Annotated in this window: 15 protein-coding genes and 1 pseudogene; 13 read left to right on the top strand and 3 right to left on the bottom strand. The window is 49.6% G+C overall.

From position 1 onward, the window contains the following. Positions 1 to 50: 50 nt before the first annotated feature. The 3 genes from D3P08_RS12355 to D3P08_RS12345 are packed head-to-tail and all read right to left on the bottom strand — an operon-like array spanning position 51 to position 3483. Positions 51 to 2012 (bottom strand): carbohydrate-binding domain-containing protein, encoded by a 1962-nt coding sequence (locus D3P08_RS12355; protein ID WP_119600000.1) that lies wholly within the window; start codon positions 2010 to 2012, stop codon positions 51 to 53. A 30-nt stretch (positions 2013 to 2042) separates the two neighbouring features. Then, positions 2043 to 2744: a DUF4956 domain-containing protein gene (locus D3P08_RS12350; RefSeq protein WP_119599999.1), complete on the bottom strand. Its 702-nt coding sequence runs from the start codon at positions 2742 to 2744 to the stop codon at positions 2043 to 2045. Then, positions 2737 to 3483, bottom strand: a complete 747-nt coding sequence (locus D3P08_RS12345) for a polyphosphate polymerase domain-containing protein (RefSeq protein ID WP_119599998.1) — start codon at positions 3481 to 3483, stop codon at positions 2737 to 2739. The genes D3P08_RS12350 and D3P08_RS12345 overlap by 8 nt, the downstream gene beginning before the upstream one ends. 206 nt (positions 3484 to 3689) lie before the next feature. Here D3P08_RS12345 and D3P08_RS12340 point away from each other — a divergent pair, with 206 nt between their 5' ends. From D3P08_RS12340 to D3P08_RS12280, 13 genes and pseudogenes are all read left to right on the top strand, one after another. Continuing rightward, entirely contained in the window at positions 3690 to 4367 is a 678-nt protein-coding gene (locus D3P08_RS12340) for a response regulator transcription factor (protein ID WP_119599997.1), read from the top strand. Then, on the top strand, positions 4367 to 5692 hold the full coding sequence (locus D3P08_RS12335) for a sensor histidine kinase (RefSeq protein WP_119599996.1): 1326 nt from the start codon (positions 4367 to 4369) through the stop codon (positions 5690 to 5692). Before D3P08_RS12340 ends, D3P08_RS12335 begins: the two co-directional genes overlap by 1 nt. A 520-nt stretch (positions 5693 to 6212) precedes the next feature. Beyond that, positions 6213 to 7052 (top strand): hypothetical protein, encoded by an 840-nt coding sequence (locus D3P08_RS12330; RefSeq protein ID WP_119599995.1) that lies wholly within the window; start codon positions 6213 to 6215, stop codon positions 7050 to 7052. A 4-nt stretch (positions 7053 to 7056) separates the two neighbouring features. After that, positions 7057 to 7455, top strand: a complete 399-nt coding sequence (locus tag D3P08_RS28070; protein WP_119599994.1) for an RDD family protein — start codon at positions 7057 to 7059, stop codon at positions 7453 to 7455. 383 nt (positions 7456 to 7838) lie between these two features. Next, entirely contained in the window at positions 7839 to 10670 is a 2832-nt protein-coding gene (locus tag D3P08_RS12320) for a DUF4073 domain-containing protein (RefSeq protein ID WP_119599993.1), read from the top strand. Between the two features lie 347 nt (positions 10671 to 11017). Beyond that, positions 11018 to 11671, top strand: coding sequence for a hypothetical protein (locus tag D3P08_RS12315; RefSeq protein WP_119599992.1), 654 nt, complete (start codon positions 11018 to 11020; stop codon positions 11669 to 11671). A gap of 165 nt (positions 11672 to 11836) precedes the next feature. After that, positions 11837 to 12214 (top strand): hypothetical protein, encoded by a 378-nt coding sequence (locus D3P08_RS12310; RefSeq protein WP_119599991.1) that lies wholly within the window; start codon positions 11837 to 11839, stop codon positions 12212 to 12214. Between the two features lie 453 nt (positions 12215 to 12667). Then, positions 12668 to 13063, top strand: coding sequence for a winged helix-turn-helix transcriptional regulator (locus D3P08_RS12305; RefSeq protein ID WP_276311154.1), 396 nt, complete (start codon positions 12668 to 12670; stop codon positions 13061 to 13063). 108 nt (positions 13064 to 13171) lie between these two features. Then, positions 13172 to 13720, top strand: coding sequence for a cysteine hydrolase family protein (locus tag D3P08_RS12300; RefSeq protein ID WP_119599990.1), 549 nt, complete (start codon positions 13172 to 13174; stop codon positions 13718 to 13720). Between the two features lie 144 nt (positions 13721 to 13864). Continuing rightward, a pseudogene (locus D3P08_RS28065) lies at positions 13865 to 14167 on the top strand (TetR/AcrR family transcriptional regulator); the annotation flags it as partial. Positions 14168 to 14221: 54 nt separating this feature from the next. Beyond that, complete coding sequence (locus tag D3P08_RS12290) at positions 14222 to 14479, top strand: alpha/beta hydrolase (protein WP_147381803.1); 258 nt, start codon at positions 14222 to 14224, stop codon at positions 14477 to 14479. A gap of 174 nt (positions 14480 to 14653) precedes the next feature. Beyond that, positions 14654 to 16492, top strand: a complete 1839-nt coding sequence (locus D3P08_RS12285) for a sensor histidine kinase (RefSeq protein ID WP_119599988.1) — start codon at positions 14654 to 14656, stop codon at positions 16490 to 16492. A gap of 23 nt (positions 16493 to 16515) precedes the next feature. Continuing rightward, positions 16516 to 17868, top strand: a complete 1353-nt coding sequence (locus D3P08_RS12280; RefSeq protein WP_119599987.1) for a response regulator — start codon at positions 16516 to 16518, stop codon at positions 17866 to 17868. Positions 17869 to 17936: the final 68 nt, after the last annotated feature.

Below are 17936 nucleotides of genomic sequence, written 5' to 3'. Positions count from 1 at the left end.
CGGCGTGTGGTCAAAAAAGCGGGACAGGCATTGCGCCTGTCCCGCCTATTTTATTGAGCTTGTTCTGCAGCAGTCGGCTGCTCCATGCCCGGTCTAGCCGGACGCTCGCCGTTTGGCATTTGGCCCCCGCCGGGTCTCATGCCGCCTCCCCCCATACCGCCGCCCATGCCGCCGTGTCCGGCAGGAGCCTCGGTAACGCCGGATTCGCCCACCCAGGTGACAGAGCCATCCGTTTCGAACTGCACGATTTGGGTATCGCCGGATGCTACGCTGTATGTGCTGCCTGACTTCACTTCTGGCGAGCTGAAGAGAACGATTTGATAGTCCTTCGTTGGCGTAACGGTCAAGATTTCGGTGCCGTCCGCGTCTTTCAGCGTGACCGGAGATCCTGCCGTTTGCGTTTGGCTGAAGCTCATCGCTACCGTCGCTTGCGCAGAATCCTCGGAAGGGGCCATCGCCATGCCCGCGCTGCCCGATGCGATCAAAGTGCCTCCGCTTAGGTTAAAGGTGCCGTCATAGTCGAGAGTGCCATTGCCCGCATTGGTTGGTCCAAATACGGTTACCGTGCCTCCGCTCATCTCAATGGAACCGTTCGCGTCCAGTCCGTCCCCTGCGGCATTCACATTTATCGTACCGCCGCTGATGACCAGCTTTCTGTCCCCCGAATCCGCGAACTGATCCTGGCCGAAGCCGCCCGAGCTCGTATCATTGCCGCCTGAGACATTGACGCCGTCGTCCGTTGCGGCAACGGTGATATCGCCGCCGGCGATTGTAATGAGCGTGCCTTCGATGCCTTCATAGCTCTTCACGATATCGACCGTGCCGCCTTCGATTGTAAGGGAGGCATCGGCATGAGCGCCGTCGTCTCCCGACTGAATGCTCAAATCACCGCCGCTGATGATGAGCGAATTGTTGCTGTGCAACGCGTCGTCGGCCGAATCAATGGTGAAGGTACCGCCTGTAACCGCAAGGACGGATGCCGCCTTCAACGCCTTCGCGCTTGTCGATTCGGTCTCCGTTCCCGCTGCTGCATCTGTCGCCTCTGTTGCTTCTGCAGCTGCCGCCGCTTGCGGATCCGCCCCTTGCGCAGCGGCATCTCTAGGCGTCCGTCCCCACGGTTCTTCATTCGTTCTGACCGGCGCGTTGGCGCTGCCTCCGCCCGTTACGATATCGAATGTTCCGCCATCCGTTCTTAACGAGACTGCGGCTTGCAGACCGTCGTTTACAGCGTTAATGGCGAATGTGCCGCCTTCAATCGCGATATTGCCTTTGCCTTCCTCCGAATCGTTGGTCGACTTGAGGCCGTCGCCGCCGGCTTCAACCGTGATGACCCCGTCACGAACCGCAAGCAGATCCCGGCCGACAATGGCGTCGTCAGCCGCCTGCACTTCAATTGTGCCGCTTACGAGCTTCAGATCGTCGCGGCTTGTAATGCCGTCCTTATATTGACCCTTTACAACAAGCGAGCCCGCGCCGTTCACGACGAGATCCGCTTTGCTGTAAATAGCGGCGGTCGGCGCTTCTTCCGAAGTGTCGGAATAGGCAATTCCGTCTGTGGCGCTGTTCTGCGTTCCTTCCGCCAAGGTGACGAATACCTTTTCGCCTTCCTTAATGTCAATTGCGGGTCCATTTGAATTTGTGATGTCGGCGTTGTTCAACACAAGTCTAACCTTGTCTTCTGCGGACACATTGACGATAATGCCCCCATCCTTCAGCTTGCCGCTCAACACATAGGTTCCTGCCGCCGTAATCGTAACGGTTTCTTCTTGACTGCCGAGGTCGATTGCGGTTGCATTCTCTGCGCTCCAGTCTGCGGCTAGATCCTCCTCTTCAAATTCGGCCTTAACCGGAAGTTCTGCGGTTGCAACAGCCGCCGCTTCATTCGATGAAACGGTCTCTGCAGTTGCGGAGTTGGCTGCTGTGTTTTCCGTATCGTTCGCACTGCATGCCGACAACACGGCAATGCTCATGATGACGATCCCTAGTTTTTTCAACGCAATTGTTTTATTCATAGAGGTTCGCTCCTTTTTCTCAAAATTTTATTAATAATCCGAAGCAGTAGGCGCCATCGTTAACGTAATGTCCAAGTTCCCGTTCCGGCAGCGGATCGCGTCCAAGAACGACTTCTGATCGATCTGGTTGTCCATTGTGACGGAGTAAACCAACTCATACAGGCTGCCAAGCTCCGTCGTGCGGACCTTCTTCAGCTCATAAGCAATATCGTAGGTCATGAATACTTCGGCAAACGCTTCTTCGTAGCTCAAATCCTCCGGGATCGTAACCTTCAGCAGACGCTCCGTCGTCTTCCGCTGGCCGAACTTGAAGCAGCTCAATATAAACATGAGCGCGCACAGCAGCACGGTGAACAAAACGGCGTAGCCAAAGCTTCCGACGCCGACCGCCAGTCCGGCCGCCATCGTAAACAGGACATAAGCGATGTCCTTCGGATCCCCGGGCGCGCTGCGGAACCGGATGATCGAGAAGGCGCCCGCCAAGCTGAAGGCTCTTGCGATGTTGCTGCCGATTAAGAGAATGATGATCGCGACTATCGCGGGCAGCAGCATCATCGTTAAGGCGAAGTTTTGCGAATAAGCATTCCGGTTGCTTGTTTTCATATAAGTGAAGCTGATCAAAGCGCCGAGCGCAATCGATGTCGCGATCGTAATCAAAGAATGGGAGAGTGTAAGCTGCGCAGCCGCAGCATCCGCGGTCGAAGAAAAAATAGATTCAATAAACTCAAGCATAGTAGTAGAATGCCTCCTTATGTGTCTTTGCGAATGATGCGTATTTCTTATATTCGCTGCCGTATTTCGAGAAGCTGGTTCGGAACATTTGGTGCTCCGACAATAACCGGGAAAGCCACATCGGAATGGTTTTTTCCGCTTTGACTTCCATCAGCCACTGCCCGGATTCGATTAAAGGCTCGCCGTAATCTCCGCTTTCCAGCGTCAGGTCATAGCGGCGGGAGCGAATATTGGTATCGAACGTGATGCGAAGGTCCCGGCTGGTCTTATCGAACAACGCTCGCCGGTCATAGGCAAGATACACTTTAGGCTCCAGCTCGTACCTTCCGAGGAAGTAATGAATTTCGTTCAGCACTTGTTTATTCATGTAGTCCTGATAGTCCGGCAGAACGCCGGTTCGCACGAACTCGTAGGCTTCATCCAGCTTAAGCGCAGTCCTGCGCTTGTTGACGAGGCCGAACACTTTTTTCTTAAGCTCCAAATAACCTTTAGCGCCTGGCTTCGGTACGCCGTATGCCCTTAGTCGCAGCTTTTCTTTGTACTTCGGCTTGGAGAGGCTTTTGCGGATCAGCGAATGGTTTTTCGTGTCAAAATATATATTGCTTATGGAATAGAACGGATGCTGCTTGTTATATTCGTCGAGCTCCATATAGTCGAGCAGCCGATCGTAAAACCGCAGATACGCTTCCTCGTCAAGCAGATACTTGTTCTCGTACCGGTTGAAAACCTCGATCGCCATGCCTGTTCACCCTTTCATATGCTGTCGTTTGTGCGTCGTTCACTGAGGCTTATAATACGAGGCGAACCTTTAATGAAACTTAAAGATTTACGAAAGCTTCATTTTTTTCCGCCAGCAAGCGCTTAAGCTTGGTTAAAGGTTTGCTTGCTATAATGAGCCCATGCGTATAAATTAATGAAAGATAAAGAAAGAGGGCAGCGAACTTCATGAGAATATTAATCGTAGAAGACGAAGAGCATCTGGCCGAGGCCTTGACGCAGATTTTAAAAAAACATAACTATTCGGTAGATGCCGTTCATGACGGGCCGTCCGGTCTGGATAATGCGCTTAGCGGTATCTACGATTTAGTCTTGCTGGACGTGATGCTGCCGGGCATGGACGGCATGTCGATTCTAAAGTCGCTGCGAACCGAGGGCGTCATGACGCCGGTTATCATGTTAACGGCCAAGGGAGAAATATCCGATAAAGTAGCCGGACTCGATTACGGCGCGGACGATTATATCGCGAAGCCGTTCTCGACCGACGAGCTTCTTGCGAGAATTCGGGCCGCGTTAAGACGCAGAAACGAGGTTCTGCAGGAGGACACGTTGAAATATGGGGACATCGAGCTAAATATGGCGAATCTCAAGCTGTCGGGGAACGGCAAGGAAATAAAGCTGATCCTGAAGGAAAGCGAGCTTATGGAGCTGCTGATTACCCGCAAAATGGCGGTGACCTCCAAGGATCAAATTATTGAGAAGCTCTGGGGCTTTGATTCCGAAGCGGAAAGCAATAATGTGGAGGTTTATATTTCTTTCCTGCGGAAGAAGCTTACGTTCCTGCAATCCTCTGTCAAAATCAATACGATCCGAGGCGTGGGGTATGTGCTGGAGGTGACGGGCTGATGTTCAATAAGCTCCGCAACCGTTTTTTGCTGCTGAATCTCGTCATTATCTCGGTGATGATGCTGATTGCTTTCGCGGCGATTTACACCATTATGCACCGTAATGTGCAGGCCGATATTAACATGGAACTGCACCGCAATGCTGAGTTTTACGGCAAGCCTGACGGGCCGCGGGATCAGCCGAAAAACCGGATGGGCGGGGATCCGCCGATAACGGTTACGGATCAAGAGGCGGAGATGACCGATTTTCCGGGCGGCAAGACAGACCCGTCTATGGACGATATGAATCCGCGCATGGGGCGATCCGTCTCGTTCGTGGTCGTCGTGAACGAGGATTGGCAGGTGCTTAGCGTCGATTCCCGCTTTGATATGGACGAGGCCTTTTACGAAGAGGCCGCAAACGCCGCTTCCCGCAAGAAGCAAACAGGGCGGGCGCATCTCGATGGAGACAATTGGGCCTACCTCGTTCAGAAGACGGAGAACGGATATCGGCTCATATTCCTGGACGTAACCGACCGCGAAGGCATTCTGACGACGCTTATCTATACGTTTCTTCTTGTAGGCGCTGTGATGCTGGTCGTTATTTTTTTTATCAGCCGTTTTTTTGCCAACCGGTCCATTGCGCCCGTGCAGGAAGCGTTCGACAAGCAAAAGCAGTTTATCGCCGACGCCTCCCATGAATTGAAGACGCCGCTTGCGATTATTCAGACGAATGCCGACGTTCTGCTCGCGAACAAGGAAGAGACGATCGCAAGCCAAATGAAGTGGCTGCATTACATCAAGTCGGAGACGGACCGCATGTCGAAGCTGACAAGCGACTTGCTTTATTTGACCCGGATGGAGGATGCGGCGGGAGAAGCCGCAATCGTAACCGCTTTCCAAGCAAGCGATGCGGCCGAAAACGTCATCCTTCCTATGGAAGCGGTCATTTTCGAGAAGCGGATTTCGCTCGATTACGAAATTGAACCGAATGTGGCGATACGAGGCAATGCGGAGCAGTTCAAGCAGGTCGTCATGATTCTGCTGGATAACGCGGTCAAATATACGAATCCGCAGGGCTCCATCCGCATTAAGCTCCAGAAGCAGCATCATGAAATGACGCTGTCCGTCGCGAACACCGGCGAAGGGATCGAGCCTGAGCATTTGGACAGAATCTTTGACCGGTTTTACCGGACGGACCCGTCCAGAGCCCGCGCGCACGGAGGCTACGGCTTGGGCCTGGCCATCGCCAAAGCGATCGTCGAGCAGCACAAAGGGAAAATTTACGCCAAAAGCGTTCGCCATGAATGGACGACGTTTACCGTCCAAATTCCTTTGGCGCCGTAGAACACAACGTATGATCCGCAATGAAGTCCTTCCTTCGTCTGAGGGAAGGACTTTTTATATCAGTAAAAATACTGATGGTGGACGAAAAATAAAGTTTCTTTTTTCTGAGGGCATATGTCAGCTGCCGAGGGTAGCATTAGCGCCAGTTGTTTAACCCGAAGGCAGATAATTCCTTTTACCGTAGAGAGCCAGCAGAACAGTTGTGCTGAGTAATAAATGATGGCCGAAAAGGCACTGCTTTTGGGGACAATAGTAGTAATTAAGATGTTTGTAGAGGCGAAGGAATTGAGTAAATGCTAAGATAGGAGTAAAGAAGTTAAAAGAAGGAATGTAAGCAACGTTTAAGTTATATAAAAATAAAACCTGCGGGCATTTAGAAAGATTGGTCTCACTTGGTTACAAACATTTTTTTCAGACAATGAGCGGCTGGTTAGCGGCATTATTATCGAGGAAGTGACGGGCAAATTTGCTTAGTACAGAGTGCAATAATTATTCAAATAAATAAGTTGAGGTGGTAAATTTGATTGAAAAAAAACAAAAATTTTTGGCTGGCTGGGAGATATACTTTGAAAATATAGAAACTGCAATTGCATTTTTAAAGACTCATGGTGTCGATAAAGAGGGCTTTATGTTTTTTAAAGAAGCGCAAAAGGCACTAGAATTTGAGATTGAAGGAAATAAACTAATCAAGGGATATAAGCATCATAATGACATTAAGGAGTTAGTATGGGAAAACGTGAATTTGCCCATCAGTGATTGGACGGATCATAAAGTATTTTTAATGGAGAAGGATCCTAAAGGAACTCATCGAATTGGCGGCTCTATTCCCCAAAAATTAATTCTTCCAAAGCACTCTGAATTGTCCGCCAAATTTCAATACATAGGAACATTAGATTGTACGGATCCTTATTTCAATTGGATAAATATGAATGAGCTACATATTGTTTTCCCTGTAAATGAATGTTATGGCGGTGTTTATCTCGATTACAGCAATCCATTAAAACCACAACTCATCGAAGATTTAACAGATCCGGATGATTGGTATGAATCTATAGATGAAGGCATCCAAACTGAGTATTCTCAAGTCAATTTCAAGACTACAAATGTATTGGATGTTTCTAAATTTAATCAGCGAGAGGCCTTATTGTGTGGGGTGCCTTTGTGGTATCAGTTTCCACATGTTCCGAAATGCCCTATTTCGAATGAACCGATGCGTTTTATTTGCTCTATAGAGTCGGATAAAGATATTAGGGCTGTTAACAATGAAAGAAACGAAATTTTAATATTCGAAGACATGGGGCATTTAATGTTATTTTATAATCCAGTCACTAAGATATTATTTGCAAACGTTGAGCATTAAGTCAATGCAGCAGAGATTAGTCGCGATATTGCTAGACCATGTTGTGGGAACTTTGATGTTCGGAATTTTATTTTTTGCAGTTAATATGAATTCATTTATTCATCCTACAGACTCTAATGCCATGATACCATTTGAATCATTCAATACAGTACTAGGATTTGGGATATTGTATTATTTATTGAAAGATCTCTACAAAGGGAGAAGTATAGGTAAGAGAATTATGGGTCTAGTCGTCACAGACGAGAATAACAATGAAGCAATTCCAGGTGCAATTCGTTTAATTACTAGGAATATTACAGTATTAATTTGGCCTATTGAACTAATTACTTTGATATTAATGCGAAGAAGAATCGGGGATCTAATTGCAAAAACTAACGTAAATGCTGTAGTTTATTCGAAGTAGCATTACTACACCTAACACTGCTTTCACGCTTGGGGGAAAATCACTCGAGCTTAATACTTGTTGTTAATATAACTGGAGGCTGAACATGGATATGTTGAGAATATGACCTGCGTAGAGATTCTTATTTTAGGTTAGCGTCATAGTTGCAGTTGTTTACTGCGCTTGCGTGTAAAGTCCCTGAAACTTTGTGGTCAATTTGGCACCGATTACCCGCCGTCAGTATTGGACGGCGGTGTTTTTGTTGTAGCGTCTTGTAATTTCCCCAAATCGTGGTATTCCTATTAGACTTCCATTCCTTTACAATAAGAAGGACCATGTAATTTGATAGAAGCGGGGGGCATTTTGTGAGGTTTAGAAGTCGGTCATTGAGGCGATTCACACTGTTGTTGCTTGTATCATTAATCGTATTTTCTAGTTATTCCACTGCGTTCGCCGCCGATCGGTTGGTGCAGGAGCCCGTCGCCGCGGACTCCGTGACGGGCGATCCCGGAATTCGGTATGGGGATTACATATCCACATCGGACGGGGGATACGTCGCGGCGGGGACAGACGAAGGCGGCGAGGAGCCCGAGTTGTTCATGGCGAAATGGGATGCGAACGGCGAATTGCAATGGCGGACTTCGTTAGGGTTCGACTCCAGCGATATTCCTCCTGCGGTGAACGACCTGCTGGAAACACCCAATGGGTATATGTTCGTCGGCAGGATGAACGACGGCATGCTTTACGGCCTCGTTAATGAGACAGGGGGCGTCGTTAAATCGGGCGTGCAGCTGCCGGGGGGCGGTTCCGCGAATTTCATAGCGGCAATGGACATTGCCGGAACCGTTAGGTATCTTGTTGGCGGTATCGCTTCACCTTTTGGCAGCGGGACGGTAAACTCGATTTTCATCCTCGATGCGAACGGAAACCCAGGGGCGGGCATTGTCCACCTAACGAATTACGGCCGCATTCCGTTCGACGGGGTGACTCTAGCGTCCGGCGACGTAGCGATCGTCGGGTACGGCTCCGAAGGAACCGGTTCGTCGTACGGCATGTTGTACACTTACGCCGCCGGATCCGGTGCGGGTTCCTTAAAGAAGTTTACTAGCGGTGAAGGGAGCCTTACGCTGCAAGCTGTGACGGAAGCAGAGGCGAGCTCGGGTTATTATTTGCTCGGCAACGTGCTGGAGGGGAGCGAGCAAAATATCGTCGTGATTCGAACGGACGGGGAAGGGAACGAGCTGTGGAGAAAAGAGTACTCTCACGCAGGTCCCCAAGTCCCGGAAGGCATGCTGCGTACAAGAGACGGCGGTTTTCTAATATATGGCGGCTCCAATGCGGGCGACGGCGTCCTGCTGAAGACGGATGCGAACATGAACGAGCAATGGTTCAAGGTGCTTCCGGACACGTGGAACCTTCAGGCCGCGTTGCAGCTCGCGGACGGCTCGTATCGGGTCGCAGGGAGCAGCGCCAACTTAATCGACATCCGGGTCGGTCCGCCGGCAGGCCTTGCGCTGGACGACGAAGCGAACGTCATCACAGGAATGACGGAAGACATGGAATACTTAGGGAATGGAAACGCCGGTTACGTCGTATTCGACAGCGACTCCGCCCCGACGTTCCCCGGAGACCAAACCGTGTTTGTACGTTATAAAGCGGATCCGGCGGCAGGTTACGAGGCGGGCGAATCGATCCCGTTCGTCTTTACGGCGAATCCGGTCACAATCGCGTCCGTCTCTCCATTAACGGGCATTTCGGTTGAGTACGGCACGCCGTTGACGGAGGTCGGCCTTCCGACGACGGTAGACATCGGGTTAAGTGACGGAACGGATCTACCAGCGGGCGTGACGTGGGACGGTGGTGTACCGTCATACGATGGCAGCACGGCGGGGGAGTACGTTTTCACAGGTACGTTGACACCGCCTGCCGGCGTGACGAATCCGGAAGGACATACGGCGACGGTAATCATTACGGTAGAGGAAGAGCCAGTCAAGCTGGTCGGCTTGGAGGTTGACGAGGATTCTTATCGCTTAAGGGTAGGGTCCTCTCATATTACCCGCGTCGAAGCATCGTATTCGGATGGACATCGGGTCGATGTTACCGATTCGGCGAATTACACGACCTCGAACGCCTCTGTCGCGGAGGTGGAGGAGAACGGCATCGTTCGGGCGAAATCGCCGGGAACGGCAACGATCTCGGCCGAGTATGGCGGTCTTCGCTCCGAAGTTCAAGTCGAAGTGTACTCACCGCCGGGCGACATAGCGCCAGTGGTGCCGATCTTCACAGATAAAACGACGATGCACTGCCCGAGCGGCGGATGTACGGTAACGTTCGGCAACGAAGTATCGATCGAGATCCCGGGATTGTCCGGAGACGCGATCGTCACCATCGAAAAAATCAAGCTGCCTTCGGATTTGGTGCCGGCGGAAATGAAGTTGGCAAGCGAAGCATTCGAACTGCTGGTGAACACGGGAACGACGTTTTCGGAGCCGGTAACGCTTCGCTTCGCGTTCAATGCGGCAGCGGTGCCCAAAGGATTCCGCGCAGCTTTGTTCTACTATGACGAAGCGCGCGAGGAATGGGTCGAAATCGAGAGCCGAGTTGAGGATGGGGTTGTCGTAGCCTCGGTGGATCACTTCACGAAGTTCGCGGTGTTCGGTGTTGAATTGCCTGAGGAACCGACGCCGACGCGGTTCCTCGACATGGACGGTCATTGGGCGGAGTCGGTTGTCGCGCGGGCGGCAGAGCTCGGTATTGCAAGCGGGTATGATGCCCGCACGTTCGCGCCGGATGCGCAAGTCACGCGGGCGCAATTCGTTACGATGCTGATGCGAGCGCTCAAGGCCGACAGCCTGTCCGCACCTCACTTCGCGGATGCCGAATCCATCGAAGCGTGGGCGGCGTCCTCCATAGCCGCGGCGGCCGAGCGCGGCATCGTCGTCGGCTTCTCCGACGGTACCTTCCGGCCGAATGCCGTCATCACGCGGGCGGAGATGGTGACGCTGCTTGCCCGCGCAGCGGGCTTGGAGACGTCTGGGGACGCCAAGCCGACGTTCGCGGATGCAGCGGACATACCGACTTGGGCCCGTGCCGCAGTCGCCGCGGCGGAAGGGATCAGTCTCGTGCAAGGCCGCGATGGCAATCGATTTGAGCCGTTCGCCGCCGCAACGCGCGCGGAAGCCGTCTTCCTTTTGATGCGCATGTTGGATTTGAATGAAGCTGTTAGCGGAAAATAAAAGACTATATAGAATAACTATGGGTTCAACGATAGCTAAACGACGATAAAGGAACGGCAGCCGCGAAAGGCTGCCGTTTTCTTAATGAACGGGTGTTAGCCGATACTCTTTAATCCATGTCATCAAACCTAATGAGCAGCTGCTTTTTTCGTTAAGTTATTGGGCAGATTAGCGCAACCATTGGATAATTTCGAACGTTGATTATCTAGGGCTGCAGTGTAATCGATAAAAAAGAAAAGAAATCAAGCATCACCTATACCATCAGGAAACTTGATCGTATTTAAATGTTTTACAATTGATGACTGTCTAAAAACGGGATATTTCCAAAGCAGATAGGTGGTTGGGTAATGAAAAGATCAAAGTTGTTTATCGGATTGGGCTGCACTGCCCTTTTGGTGGGTGCTTGTGCCTTTGCTTTACAACCGAAAGTAATTAAAGCGGATAGAGTTCACGGAACTGGAAAATACATGAATGAATACAGCCTTTCAATTAGTCCCGGGGGCGAAATTATGATTCCCAGCACACAAGAAGAATTCAACGAGGTTAGCGATGACTCTGCAATTAATATTTCGTATACGGTCGTCTATGAGCAAAGTAAGTGGTTTAAAAATGACCAGCGCATTCTTAAAATACTTCGATTCGAAAGACCTTTTCCTACCGATCAAAATACTAAAGTGCAAAGCTATTATTACACATTGGTGAATGAATCGCTTGATGTGTACGATGACAAAACTTCAATTTTTACTCGATTGTATGAAAAACGCGATATTTATAATCATTTACTTGACTTAATCCCACAGTCTATAACTGTTCCTGAAAAAAAAGATATCAAGGAAGCAAGGCTTTGGATACAACAGCACAATCCACAACTTTTATATCTGAAGGATAAGACCATTGTCGATACGTCTGTCCGTAATAGTTGGCAAGAGGATGGCTATCGCCAAAATTATAGCGAAATGTCTCCTGAGGGGCTCTCGCTGAAAGAGATTTCTCAGCCATAAATTCTCTAAGGTTTATTTATTTATTTATTTATTTTCTGAAGGATTTGATTTGTCTCACTTATTAACATCACTGGTATCGTTAGTTAATCAAAAGCGAAGGGGATGTTGACAACAACTTAAAGGATATGCAAAAAATGAGCTTCAAAGTGAACGGAGGTAAGTTCAATGAAAAAAATTCTGGTTATCCTATTAATATTGGTGCCTTTATGTGGTTGTTTAAACAATAACTCAACTAGTTATACAGGCGAGAGTAAGAACTGGTCAGCACGTTATTCAATTGACAATCCAAAAGGAGAATACCATAACAATACCTTGAAGATTACTTACAAAGGGGAAAATCCAAAAGAAGTAAGTGTTATTAAATTTAAATATGAAGGACCCAATATTAGCGGGAGTGGGGAACAGAAGTTATCGGGAAGCGATTCAGTTGTTTCAAAATCTGAGGGAAATGGTACCCTGCCGTTAGAAGATTCGAAAATCAATGTAACCATTGAGTGGAATGGTAAAAATGAAGAGTTAATTCTTTCAACTCCCTCGAAATGATCAGTCCCCTCGCTCAGACTATCGGGAGACGATTGTTCAATAAAAGGATGAGGCACGAGCCTCTGGAGGAGCGAATTTGGATACTAAAAAATTAGAGTATTTTGCAGAAAAAATAAATTGTTTTGAAAATGCCGTTGATGGCTTCTGGATCTACAGACCCTTGATCTCACCTCTGAATCAAACGGTGTAACTCATGCACTTGTAGGTTCATCGAATTTGGATTGGCAACGTATTGTCGGTTTTTATGAGCGGCATGGGTTCAAAATGTGGTATGTTCAAATGTATCGCTAGACATTATAAATAAGCCGTTACCTAACGGAAACGGTAGCTGAATAAGACCAGGAAGAGGCTGCCGGTGCCGTTCGGCAGCTTTATTATGTTAACGGGAAGCATAGTTTCAACGATTGGCAATGTGGTATGATCATAAGTATCTAGCAAGTGATATTTAATTCAATGAATGACCATCACATCGAGGTGAGCTATATAATAATTCGAGGGATATGCACATGCCCGTTAGAGATCGTTCACGACATTATAAAAGGTAAATGGAAAACCATGATCATATATCAACTGAAAAATGGAAATACCTCTTTAGCTCAACTGGAGCGAGATATTGACGGCATTACCCAAAAGATGCTGTTACAGCATCTTAGGGAACTTCAATCTTGTACAATCGTGGATAAGATCAAAACGGAAGGCTATCCGTTGCATGTAGAGTATTTTCTTACGGACCGCGGGAGAAAGCTCCTAGAAGCAGTACTGATTATGCAAGAGATAGGTATTGAATTCATGGTGGAACGGGGACAAACCGATCTCCTTGATCGAAAAGGAATCAACTATAAGAAGTAGCTTCCAGCATCCTCATACCCACAAAATAGTGGGTAATTTACGGTTCATTTATCAGAGACTAAAATACTTTTAGAAACAGCAAAAGTACAGATAAAGGAGCCGTAAAACATGACGACAGCGTTGCTAATGGTGGACATTCAGAAGGATTATTTTGAAGGAGGTAGAAATGAATTATTCAACAGTGATCAGGCGGTCACTCATGCACGTGAAGCATTGACACTGTTCCGAAATCAAAATTTACCCGTTGTGCATATACAGTGTATTCTTATGGATGAGAATGCAACATTTTTTCTTCCAGATACCGATGGAATCAAAATTCATGAACAAGTGCAGCCCCGATCTGACGAAAAAGTTATAGTGAAGCATACTCCCGATAGCTTTTTTCAAACGGAGTTACATCAACATCTTGAAGCGATTAATGTAACGCGGTTAGTCGTTTGCGGCATGATGAGCCACATATGTATCGATTCGACTGTAAGAACGGCACACCGATTGGGTTATGAAGTTATTTTGCTGAGTGACGCCTGCGCCACCAAAGATTTAGTATGGAACGACACGTTCATTCCCGCTAAAACCGTTCATGATACTTTTATGGCATCCTTACAAGATACCTTTGCTCAGGTAACCGATATTCATAGTCTTTATAAAATGGTTTAAGGGACGGCGAAAAAGTTTCGCGAAAAAGAATAGAAGACGATATTCAGCGGCTGACTAAGACTGTGCTTTTTAAGTCTCGGTCCGCCGTTTCTTCTTCTAGCGGAAATAGTCCTCAAAGACGGATATTTTTAATTCGCCCGCACCAAGATTAAGGATATCGCCCAAAGCGCCGGTTTTAGCCAGGGGTATGTCTACACGTACTTTAAGTCGAAGGATGAAATCTTCACGAGCATTGTAAAGCATGCCGCGGGCGGGGCTGGCAAAGCCATCGAATATGCGGCCAAGCTGCCCGGCACCCCGCTTGAGCGGATTGGCTGGCTTACTGAAGCGTTTCTGGATTTCGATAGCTTAGCCATGCGTCATTGGCGGCTTGTTTTGCTCCAGACGTCAGCTTCGGAAGCGATTCCCGAAGAAGCGAAGCGCATCGCCGAAGAAACAAGAGGGTAGCCGTTTCGCCACTTCATTCCTCTTGTTTTGGAGGGACAGCGCCTGGGGGAAATCGTGGAAGGCGATCCGCTTATGCTGGCGGTCACTTATTTCTCCTTCTTGGTGAAATATGAGCCGTCGCAGGGGGAACGGGTTAAAGACAAAATCATGTTTTTGCTTGGCGATCACCACCAAGTGGTGAAGAAGGATATGATCCGGCTGCTGGAACAGGAGCAATACCTGCACAAAATTATTTCCGGAGCCGGACACGGCATCAACCATGAACAGCCGGAGGCCGTCCACCATGAAATGTTCCGCTTTCTCGCCGAATAACCGATTGATAAAATTCAAGCGCTTCATGTGTGCATTTCTACGATATTACACCGGGAATGAAGACCTAATAATCGTAGAAATAGCTACACTGTAAGCGCTGTTTTTTTGCTATAGTACAGGTAGAGCGCCCGTGTCGCTTCGATTCGAACGGCCTCGAACAGCAGGAGGTGCGTCATGCGAGGGTCGATCATGAATCCCCTTACGAAGTTAAATATGAAGCAGCAGCTGATTCTGCTGTTTCTTGTCATGGTAAGCCCCGTCTTTCTGCTCCATTGGTACGGCAACCTGCAGGCGGAGAAGCTGCTAAAGAACCATGTGACGAACGCTTACGTGGAGCTGATCAAACAAAATCACACGATCATTAACCGCGACATCGACACGATCAACAAAATTACGACGACCATCATTCAAAATCCGATCACGCAGAAGCTCGTTCCGAGCGGCGACGATTCCGTCATCGAGCGCGTGCGCAAATACGACAGCGTGGACAAACTGCTTGCGAGCTATTCGATTCCGCTGAACGGAGGGGAAGCGGTTTATTATTCCCTCTATATTTATGATCCGAACGACTACTATTTTTTTGCGCCGAAACGCCAATTGATGCAGACGGGCGTTTATTTTTTCTCCGATCATAACAAGCCGGCCTGGTTCGACTACGCGGTCAGCCAGAAGGGCAGCGGGTATATGGATATTATCGATACCAACGTCGGGCTGTCCCGGATTCATACGCTCGCCTATATTCGGGCGGTCAAAAACGTGAGCAACGGCAACAACATATTGGGTGTGCTGGTTGCGACCAAGATGGATGTGAAGCTGGCGGAGTCGCTCCGCTCCGTCTCGCTGCCGGGCGGAATTATCACCTTCGCGGATGAGAATAACCGTATTTTAAACTCGACGGAACCGGGAAGAAGCGGAGAACTGCTGGAGCTTCCGCAGGAGATGAATTCGATGGAAGCCATGAATGCGGCAGAGCCTCCGCCGTCTGAGGAACCGTACCGCACATACGACCTGATCACGTCTGACTTCATCTATATCGTCAATCATTACGATACGCTTGGCCAAAAGCTCGTCTACCAAATCCCCGTTCAATCGCTGCTGAAGCAGCAGAACGAGCTGAAGCGGATCCTGCAGTGGATAACGATTGCTTATATGCTGCTGGGCTGCGTGTTCCTCGTCTATTTCTGGCGGTCGTTAATGACGCCGCTTGCGAAGCTGGCGCAATTCGCGCGCACATACGAGCCGGGCAAGCTGGTGCCTGAGACGCCGGGGAGGCGCAGGCATGACGAGGTCGGGGTGCTAATGTCCGCGCTGTACGACATGGCGCGCAGGCTGAACGCGCTTATTCATTACAAATACACGATGGATCTGAAGCAGAAGGAATCCCAGCTGCAGCTGCTCTATCAGCAGATTAACCCGCATCTGCTGTACAATACGCTCGAAAGCATCTATTGGAAGAGCACGCTGGAGGGCAATTCGGAATCGGCGGAGATGATCAAGGAGCTGTCCAAGCTCATGAAGATCGGTCTAAGCCGAGGACGCGAGCTGATTCGGCTGGAAGAGGAGCTGGAGCATGCCTCTGCGTATGTCAACCTGCAGCTGAAGCGCTACAATTACGAATTCCGGATGGAGTGGCATATTCCCGATGCGGTCCGCGATATTTTAATTCCCAAAATATCGCTTCAGCCGCTCATCGAAAACTCGATTATTCATAGCGTCAAGGCGATGGGCGAGGACGGCGAAATTATCGTATCCGCCGTTCTGGAGGGCGAACGCGTTACGATTAAGGTGGAGGATAACGGCCATAAGCCGGTCGACCTCGCGAAAATCGATAAAGTGTTGAATGACGAAAACGGCAATCATGCGCTGGGCTACGGCATCCGCAACATCCATCAGCGGATTCGGCTGCATTTTGGCCCAATGTACGGTCTTAGCTACAAAAACAGAGAACAGGGCGGCCTCGCCGCGATTCTCGTTCTTCCCGCCGCTTACGAAGAAGAGCCGAAAGGGCAATAGCATGAGGAAAGGAAGGGAACTGCATGTACAATCTTTTAATCGTGGACGATGAACCGCTTATTTGTGAGGGCTTGTCCAATCTGCTGTCGACATCGGGCATTAACATCGGCTCGATTTTTACCGCGCACAGCGGCTACGAGGCCTTGGACTGCCTTCGCATGGAGGACGTCGATTTGCTAGTGACCGATATTCAGATGGGATCGATGAGCGGCATCGAGCTGATGCAGGAGGCGAAGCTGGTCAAGCCGTGGATGCAGACGATCGTCATTTCGGCTCACGAGACGTTCCAATACGCGCAGATGGCCATTCGTCTCGGCGCCAAGGATTATTTGATCAAGCCGCTGAATCCGGGGCAATTCCTCGACTGCGTCCGCAGCGTGCTGCTCAAGATGAACAAGAGGGATGCGCAGGAGGACCCGCTTATGTCCCGGCTGGAGGAGCATTTTCGGATGGAGCAGCCGCTCGCGGAGCGGGATGAATGGCTGAACCGTCTGCTGAAGGGAGATTCGCCTGGTCCGGAAGCCGCGCTTCGCGTACTGCGCGAGAAGTTCGGTACAGCGCTTGAAGGACCCTATTATGCCTTGCTAAAGCTGAAGCTGAACCTTGCCGGACATGAACGCGGATCATCGCCGGCGGACCAGCAGCTTCTCAAATACGCGGCGCTTAATATTTGCCACGAGCTGCTGGAGAAGGAGCTGAACAACATTTCGTTCTATTCCCCCGGCGACGAGATTACGGTGATCGCGCAGTGGAGCGAGCGGGAATTCAACGAAGAAGGCGTGAACAAGCTGAACGGGCTTGATATGCTAGGCCGCAGCCTGCATTACAATATCAACAAATATTTGTCCATGGAATGCGTCGTCGGCATCAGCCAGATTTTGAAAGGCGTCTCATTCCTGCCGCAGCTGAACGAGCAGGCCGGCAAAGCCTTGAAGTGGAACCGCAAGCACCCGGACCATTATGTGTTCTATTACGGCGATTTCAACTGGAGCGCTTACGGCGAGCCGGAGGAGCAGACCTCCGAGGAGCTGCTGGCGCAGAACAGCATGATCGTGGACAAAGCGAAGCGGTATATCGAGGAGCACTACGCCCAGAAAGGGCTAACGCTTCACGAGGTCGCGCAGCGGAACCACGTCAGCCCGAATTATCTCAGCTATCTGTTCAAGAAAGAAACGGGCTTCAACCTGTGGGAATACGTCATCAAGCTTCGCATGGAGGAAAGCAAGCGGCTGCTTGTCGGCACGGATATGCGGAGATACGAAATTTCGGAACGGGTCGGATACGAGTCGCCGGAACATTTTAGCAAAATATTCAAAAAATACTACGGCATCAGCCCGAGCGAGCTGAAGAACGGACAGTCCAAGCAGGCGCAGTAGAAATAGACATGATCCCATTGGATACGCACATTACGCCGGAGGCTCCCTTGCTTCTACAATAAAGGAGA

Origin of the sequence: Paenibacillus nanensis (assembly GCF_003583765.1) — a bacterium.
Taxonomy (GTDB): domain Bacteria; phylum Bacillota; class Bacilli; order Paenibacillales; family Paenibacillaceae; genus Pristimantibacillus; species Pristimantibacillus nanensis.
The sequence above is the reverse complement of the archived record's forward strand: the minus strand, read 5'-3'. Positions and strand labels throughout refer to the sequence as shown.